This window comes from Streptomyces niveiscabiei (assembly GCF_001419795.1).
Classification (GTDB): Bacteria; Actinomycetota; Actinomycetes; order Streptomycetales; family Streptomycetaceae; genus Streptomyces; species Streptomyces niveiscabiei.
In genome coordinates this window covers 1-7,692 of record NZ_LIRL01000664.1, presented here as the reverse complement: position 1 = coordinate 7,692, position 7,692 = coordinate 1, and the positions used below count along the sequence as shown (strand labels likewise).

5 protein-coding genes are annotated in these 7,692 nt (G+C 70.6%); all 5 read right to left on the bottom strand.

Annotated elements, in window-relative coordinates:
- Nucleotides 1–205: 205 nt before the first annotated feature.
- Nucleotides 206–1,795 (bottom strand): phosphoglycerate dehydrogenase, encoded by a 1,590-nt coding sequence (serA, locus tag AOK24_RS29845; protein ID WP_055723152.1) that lies wholly within the window; start codon nucleotides 1,793–1,795, stop codon nucleotides 206–208.
- Between the two features lie 224 nt (nucleotides 1,796–2,019).
- On the bottom strand, nucleotides 2,020–3,018 hold the full coding sequence (gene ilvC / locus AOK24_RS29840; protein WP_055723151.1) for a ketol-acid reductoisomerase: 999 nt from the start codon (nucleotides 3,016–3,018) through the stop codon (nucleotides 2,020–2,022).
- Nucleotides 3,019–3,103: 85 nt separating this feature from the next.
- Nucleotides 3,104–3,628, bottom strand: coding sequence for an acetolactate synthase small subunit (gene ilvN / locus AOK24_RS29835; RefSeq protein ID WP_055723150.1), 525 nt, complete (start codon nucleotides 3,626–3,628; stop codon nucleotides 3,104–3,106).
- A gap of 19 nt (nucleotides 3,629–3,647) precedes the next feature.
- Nucleotides 3,648–5,495, bottom strand: a complete 1,848-nt coding sequence (locus AOK24_RS29830; RefSeq protein ID WP_107104078.1) for an acetolactate synthase large subunit — start codon at nucleotides 5,493–5,495, stop codon at nucleotides 3,648–3,650.
- Nucleotides 5,496–5,780: 285 nt separating this feature from the next.
- On the bottom strand, nucleotides 5,781–7,692 hold a 1,912-nt coding region (locus tag AOK24_RS29825), incomplete at its 5' end, for a putative bifunctional diguanylate cyclase/phosphodiesterase (protein ID WP_159052028.1).

The window sequence follows — 7,692 nt, the reverse complement described above, 5'->3', positions numbered from 1 at the left end:
AGGGCCCGAGTTGCCGAGTGGCGCTCGACCGGACCAGGAGGCGCGGAGCCGGGACCGCCAGGCCCAGGCGGCACGGGGCCGGGACGGCCAGGCCCAGGGGCGCCGGGGCCGAGGCAGGCGGCTCCAGGGGCGGGGCGGCATTCGCGGCGTCCCCGTTCCGGCTCCCCCTGGGGGTCTGGGGGCGGAGCCCCCAGGGGGCTCGGCCTCAGACCAGGTTCACCGCGCGCGCCGACGTCGCGCCGATCTCCGCGGCCACCTCCGTCAGGACACCCGCGGCAACCGCCTCGTCCACCGTCAGGACGGCCAGCGCCTCACCGCCGGCGGCGGAACGGGCGACCTGCATGCCGGCGATGTTGATACCGGCCTCGCCGAAGATGCGGCCCACCGTGCCGACGACGCCGGGACGGTCCTCGTACCGCAGGACGACCAGGTGATCGGCGACGGCGAGATCGACGTCGTACTCACCGACCGCGACGATCTTCTGCACGTTCTTCGGACCGGCCAGCGTGCCGGAGACGGACACCTCCTCGCCGTCGGAGAGGGTGCCGCGGACGGTCACGACGTTGCGGTGGTCCGTCGCCTCGGAGGAGGTCGTGAGGCGGACCTCGACGCCGCGCTCCTGGGCGAAGAGGGGCGCGTTGACGTAGGAGACCGTCTCGTCGACGACGTCCTCGAAGACACCCTTCAGAGCCGAAAGCTCCAGCACCTTCACATCGTGCTGCGTGATCTCGCCGTACACCTCGACGTCGAGGCGGACCGCGACCTCACCGGCGAGGGCGGTGAAGATCCGGCCCAGCCGCTCGGCGAGCGGCAGCCCCGGCTTCACGTCCTCCGCGATGACACCGCCCTGGACGTTGACCGCGTCGGGGACCAGTTCACCCGCCAACGCCAGCCGCACGGACCTGGCGACGGCGATGCCCGCCTTCTCCTGGGCCTCGTCGGTGGAGGCACCCAGGTGGGGCGTGCTGATGACCTGGTCGAACTCGAACAGCGGGGAGTCGGTGCACGGCTCCTTGGCGTAGACGTCGAGGCCGGCCCCGGCCACGCGCCCTTCCTTCAGCGCCGAGTACAGCGCCTCCTCGTCCACGATCCCGCCGCGCGCCGCGTTGACGATGCGCACGGTCGGCTTGACCTTGCGCAGCGCCTCGTCGCCGATGAGGCCGACGGTCTCGGGGGTCTTGGGGAGGTGGACGGTGATGAAGTCGGAGACTTCGAGCAGCTCGTCGAGGGAGAGGACCTTGACGCCCATCTGCGCGGCGCGCGCGGGCTGGATGTAGGGGTCGTAGGCGACGACCTTCATGCCGAACGCGGACATCCGCTGGGCGACGAGCGCGCCGATGCGGCCCAGGCCCACGACGCCCAGCGTCTTCTCGGCCAGCTCGACGCCGGTGTACTTGCTCCGCTTCCACTCGCCGTTCTTGAGCGCGGCGTTGGCCTGCGGGATGTGCCGCGCGGTGGCGAGCAGCAGCCCGCAGGCGAGTTCGGCGGCGGTGACGATGTTGGAGGTCGGCGCGTTGACGACCATCACGCCGGCCTTGGTCGCGGCGGACACGTCGACGTTGTCGAGGCCGACGCCGGCTCGTGCGACGACCTTCAGCTTGTTCGCGGCGGCGATGGCCTCGGCGTCCACCTTGGTGGCGGAGCGGATCAGGATCGCGTCGACGTCGGCGATGGCGGGGAGCAGTTCGGCTCGGTCCGCTCCGTTGCAGTGCCGGATCTCGAAGTCGGGGCCAAGCGCGTCCACGGTCGCGGGCGACAGCTCTTCAGCGATGAGTACGACAGGTTTCGAGCTCACGTGAGTCCTCACAGGTCCAATGCGCGGACGGCCGTCCCGACGGCCGCGGCGGAGGAGGGGCTACCGCGGAAGACGCACGACGCTGTGGGCCTGACGCGTGATGTGCAGCAGTGTAATGGCGCCGGGAGGTGTCGTAGACGTCTCGGGCAAATTACGAGACACGGCTCCCGTACGGGTGTGCGACGGGGCCGGAACGCGTCGTGCCGGCCCCGTCGGACTCAGGCTCAGGCCTCTTCGTTGACCCAGCTCATCAGCTTGCGCAGCTGCTTGCCGGTGGTCTCCAGGAGGTGCTCGGAGTCGGCCTTCTTGTACTCGTTGTACTTCTTCAGGCCGCCGTGGTACTCGTCCATCCACTGCTGGGCGAACGTGCCGTCCTGGATCTCGGCGAGGATCTGCTTCATCTCGGCCTTGGTGGCGTCCGTGATGATGCGGGGGCCGGTGATGTAGTCGCCCCACTCGGCGGTCTCGGAGATCGACCAGCGCATCTTCTCCAGGCCGCCCTCGTACATGAGGTCGACGATCAGCTTCAGCTCGTGCAGGCACTCGAAGTAGGCGATCTCGGGCTGGTAGCCGGCCTCGGTGAGCGTCTCGAAGCCCGCCTTCACCAGCGCCGCCGTACCACCGGCGAGGACGGCCTGCTCACCGAACAGGTCGGTCTCGGTCTCCTCGGTGAAGGTGGTCTTGATGACGCCGGCGCGGGTGCCGCCGATGCCCTTGGCGTACGACAGCGCCAGCTCGAAGCCCTTGCCGGTGGCGTCCTGCTCGACGGCGACGATGCACGGGACGCCGCGGCCCTCCTCGTACTGGCGGCGCACCAGGTGGCCGGGGCCCTTGGGGGCGACCATGCAGACGTCGACACCGGCCGGGGGCTTGATGAAGCCGTAGCGGATGTTGAGGCCGTGGCCGAAGAACAGGGCGTCGCCGTCCTTCAGGTTGTCCTTGACGGACTCCTCGTAGACCTGGGCCTGGATCGGGTCCGGCACCAGGATCATGATCACGTCGGCCTCGGCGGCGGCCTCGGCCGGGGTCACCACACGCAGGCCCTGCTCCTCGGCCTTGGCCTTGGACTTGGAGCCCTCGTGCAGACCGACGCGGACGTCCACGCCCGAGTCGCGCAGGGACAGCGCGTGGGCGTGGCCCTGGCTGCCGTAGCCGATGACCGCGACCTTGCGGCCCTGGATGATGGACAGGTCGGCGTCGGCGTCGTAGAACAGCTCGGCCACTTTGGGTTCTCTCCTTGAGTGCAGGTGTTGCGTCCCACCGTATGACGGCGGGGTGGGGGGAGGATGCGGGGTCTCGGTATGCGGATTACGCGCTGCGGTCCAGGGCGCGCAGCGAGCGGTCCGTGATGGAGCGGGCGCCGCGGCCGATGGCGATCGTGCCGGACTGGACGAGTTCCTTGATGCCGAAGGGCTCCAGCATCTTCAGCATGGCGCCGAGCTTGTCGGCGCCGCCGGTGGCCTCGATGGTGACGGCCTCCGGGGAGACGTCGACGGTCTTGGCGCGGAAGAGCTGGACGATCTCGACGATCTGGGAGCGGGTCTCGTTGTCCGCGCGGACCTTCACCAGAACGAGTTCGCGGTGGACGGCCTGTGCGGGTTCGAGTTCGACGATCTTGAGGACCTCGACGAGCTTGTTGAGCTGCTTGGTGACCTGTTCCAGGGGCAGCGCGTCGACGCTCACGACGATGGTGATGCGGGAGATGTCGGCGTGTTCGGTGACTCCGACGGCGAGGGAGTCGATGTTGAAGCCGCGACGGGAGAAGAGGGCGGCGATCCGGGCGAGGATGCCGGGCTTGTTCTCGACCAGGACGGAGAGCGTGTGCTTGGACATGTTCTGCTGAAGCTTTCTCTCAGTCGTCTTCGTTGTCGCCGAAGTCGGGGCGGACGTTCAGGGCGGCCATGATCTCGTCGTTGGAGGTGCCGGCGGCGACCATCGGCCACACCATGGCGTCCTCGTGGACGATGAAGTCGATGACGACGGGCCGGTCGTTGATCGCGTTGGCCTCTTCGATGACCTTGTCGAGGTCGTCCGGGGACTCGCAGCGGATGGCGTGGCAGCCCATGGCCTCGGAGAGCTTCACGAAGTCGGGGATGCGGGTGCCGCGCGCCTCGGGGTTGACGTCCTCGGGGCCGGAGTGCAGGACGGTGTTGGAGTAGCGCTGGTTGTAGAACAGGGTCTGCCACTGGCGGACCATCCCGAGGGCGCCGTTGTTGATGACGGCGACCTTGATGGGGATGTTGTTCAGGGCGCAGGTGGTGAGTTCCTGGTTGGTCATCTGGAAGCAGCCGTCGCCGTCGATGGCCCACACCGTGCGCTCGGGCCGGCCGGCCTTGGCGCCCATGGCGGCGGGCACCGCGTACCCCATGGTTCCGGCGCCGCCGGAGTTCAGCCAGGTCGCCGGGTTCTCGTACTGGATGTAGTGGGCGGCCCACATCTGGTGCTGGCCGACGCCCGCGGTGAAGATCGTGCCCTCGGGGGCGAGCTGGCCGATGCGCTCGATGACCTGCTGCGGGGAGAGGGTGCCGTCGGCGGGCAGGTCGTAGCCCAGGGGGTAGGTGTCGCGCCAGCGGTTGAGGTCCTTCCACCAGGCGCTGTAGTCGCCCTGGTGGCCCTCGCTGTGCTCCTTCTGGACGGCCTGGACCAGGTCGGCGATGACCTCGCGGGCGTCCCCGACGATCGGGACGTCGGCGGCGCGGTTCTTGCCGATCTCCGCCGGGTCGATGTCGGCGTGGACGATCTTCGCGTCGGGGGCGAAGCTGTCCAGCTTGCCGGTGACGCGGTCGTCGAAGCGGGCGCCGAGGGTGACGAGCAGGTCGGACTTCTGGAGCGCGGTGACGGCGGCGACCGTGCCGTGCATGCCGGGCATGCCCAGGTGCTGGGGGTGGCTGTCGGGGAAGGCGCCGAGCGCCATCAGCGTCGTGACGACGGGGGCGCCGGTCAGCTCGGCGAGGACCTTCAGCTCGGCCGTCGCCTGGGCCTTGATGACCCCGCCGCCGACGTACAGGACCGGGCGCTTGGCGGCGGTGATCAGCTTGGCGGCCTCGCGGATCTGCTTGGCGTGCGGCTTGGTCACCGGGCGGTAGCCGGGCAGGTCCATGACCGGGGGCCAGGAGAAGGTGGTCTTCGCCTGGAGGATGTCCTTGGGGATGTCGACCAGAACCGGGCCGGGGCGGCCGGTGGAGGCGATGTGGAACGCCTGCGCGATGGTGCGCGGGATGTCCTCGGCCTTGGTGACGAGGAAGCTGTGCTTGGTGATCGGCATCGTGATGCCGACGATGTCCGCCTCCTGGAAGGCGTCGGTGCCGATCGCGGCGGAGACGACCTGCCCGGTGATCGCCACGAGCGGCACCGAGTCCATGTTCGCGTCCGCGATGGGGGTCACCAGGTTGGTCGCGCCGGGGCCGCTGGTCGCCATACAGACGCCGACCTTGCCGGTGGCCTGCGCGTATCCGGTCGCCGCGTGGCCCGCGCCCTGCTCGTGGCGGACCAGGACGTGGCGCACCCGCGTGGAGTCCATCATCGGGTCGTACGCGGGCAGGATCGTGCCGCCCGGAATGCCGAAGACCGTGTCGGCTCCCACCTCTTCAAGCGAGCGGACGAGGGACTGCGCACCCGTCACGTGCTCGACGGGCATGGGGTGTCCTCCGGATCGGGGCCGCGGCTGCGGATGCGGGGCCCCGGTGGCCTGCTCGGTCATCGGCATTCTCTTCTCGATGCTGAGGGTTTTTTGCGGGTTTCGTGCGAAGTGCGACTGTTGCCCGGAGGGCGTCCGTGCAACAAAAAACCCCTCGTGCCGTAAGGCAAGCGAGGGGAGCGCGTCGGGTGCGTGCGCTGGGAGGTCCGGGTCGTCCGGGCGTCCACAGCTTCAGCCGACGCGCTGTCCAAGTACGAGAATTCGGGTGCGCATGGCAATGACCCTCCCCCCGACGCACATCCACTGTCAAGCGGGTGGGACGGGGGTCTCAGTATGTGGGCCACGGGGTCATGTGTGCGCCGGTCCCCCGCCCGCGAGCACCGGCTCTCCCGGCCCGTGCGGGACGGGATAGTGCCCGGACGCCAGCGCCCGCCGCAGCCGGTACTCGTCGAGCGGCTCGGAGAACGCCGCGCCCTGCCCGTGCGTGCACCCCATCTCCCGCAGGGCGACGACCTGTTCGGGCCGGTCGACGCCTTCGGCGACGGTGTCGAGCCCCAGGTCGGCGGCGATCCTGAGGACCCCGGCGGTGATCTTGTGCAGCCGCGCGGACTCCACGACGCCGTCGACGAGCCCCCGGTCCAGCTTGAGGACGTCCACGGGCAGCCTGCGCAGCGCCGTGAGCCCCGTACAGCCCGTGCCGAGGCCGTCGAGGACGATCCGGACGCCGAGGCGGCGCAGGGCGCTCAGGCGCCGCTCCAGGTCCTCCAGCGGCACCGCCGGGTCGGCGCCGGCCAGCTCGACCGTGAGCGCCCCGGACGGCAGCCCGTGCCGGGTCAGCAGCGCCTCGGCGGCGGCGAGCGGCGAGGACCGCTCGACGAGCCCGCGCGCGTCCGTGCGCACGGTCACCGGCACGGACAGCCCCGTGGCCGCGCGCTCGGCGGCCCGCTCGACCGCCTCGGCCAGCACCCACTGCGCCAGCTCCGCCGTCCGGTCGCCGTCCTCGGCGACCCGCAGGAACTCGGCCGGCGTGAACAGCACGCCCTGCGAGGACCGCCAGCGCGCGAGCGCCGCGACCGACGAGATCCGGCCGTCCGCGAGCCGGACGACGGGCTGGTGCACGAGCGCGAACTCGCCGTCGTTGAGCGCCGCGCGCAGCCGCGTCGCCAGCTCCGCCTTGCGCACCACGTCCTGCTGCATCTGCGGCTGGTACAGCTCGACGCGGCCCTTGCCGCCGGATTTCGCGCGGTACATCGCGAGGTCGGCGTTGCGCAGCAACTCGCCTGCGCCCAGGCCCGGTTCGGCGAAGGCGACACCGATGGAGGCGGCGACGCGCACGTCGTTGCCGTCGATGGCGTACGGCTGCGAGAGGGCGATCCTGAGGCGGTCGGCGAGCTCCAGGATGTGCCGTTCGCGGGCGCCGCGGTCGCGAGAGTTGTCGCCCATGATGAGCGCCGCGAACTCGTCGCCGCCGAGCCGGGAGGCCGTGTCGCCCTGGCGTACGGCGTCCTGGAGGCGGCGGGCCGCCTGGATCAGGAGGTCGTCGCCGGCGGCGTGGCCGATGGTGTCGTTGACGGCCTTGAAGCCGTCGAGGTCGATGAAGAGCACGGCCGTGTTGCGCAGGGCGTGGCCCCGGTCGGAGCTGCGGCGGCCGGACAGGGCCTGCTGGACGCGCTGGGTGAACAGGGCGCGGTTGGGCAGGTCGGTGAGCGGGTCGTGCTCGGCGCTGTGCTGGAGCTGGGCCTGGAGCCGGACGCGTTCGGTGACGTCGCGGCTGTTGAAGATCAGGCCGCCGTGGTGGCGGTTGACGGTGGACTCCACGTTCAGCCAGCCGCCGTCGCCGGAGCGGAAGCGGCACTCGATGCGGGTGGTGGGTTCGTCGTACGGGCTGGTGGCGAGGAAGCGGCGCACCTCGTGGACGACGCCGCCGAGGTCGTCGGGGTGGATGAAGTGCGCCAGCTCGCGGCCGTGCATCTCCTCGGCGGGGCGGCCGTACACGCCCGCGGCGGCCGGGGAGACGTACTTCAGGGCGCCGCTCGGGGCGGCGATCATGATGACGTCGCTGGAGCCCTGCACCAGGGAGCGGAAGTAGTTCTCCTTCTGCGCCAGCTCCTGGGTGAGCTTGACGTTGTCGAGGAGCATGATGCCCTGGCGGACGACGAGGGCGAGGACGACGGCGCCTCCGGTGAGCAGGACGACGCGGTCGACGCTGCGGCCGTTGAGGACGTTGTAGAGGATGCCCAGCGTGCAGACGGCCGCCGCG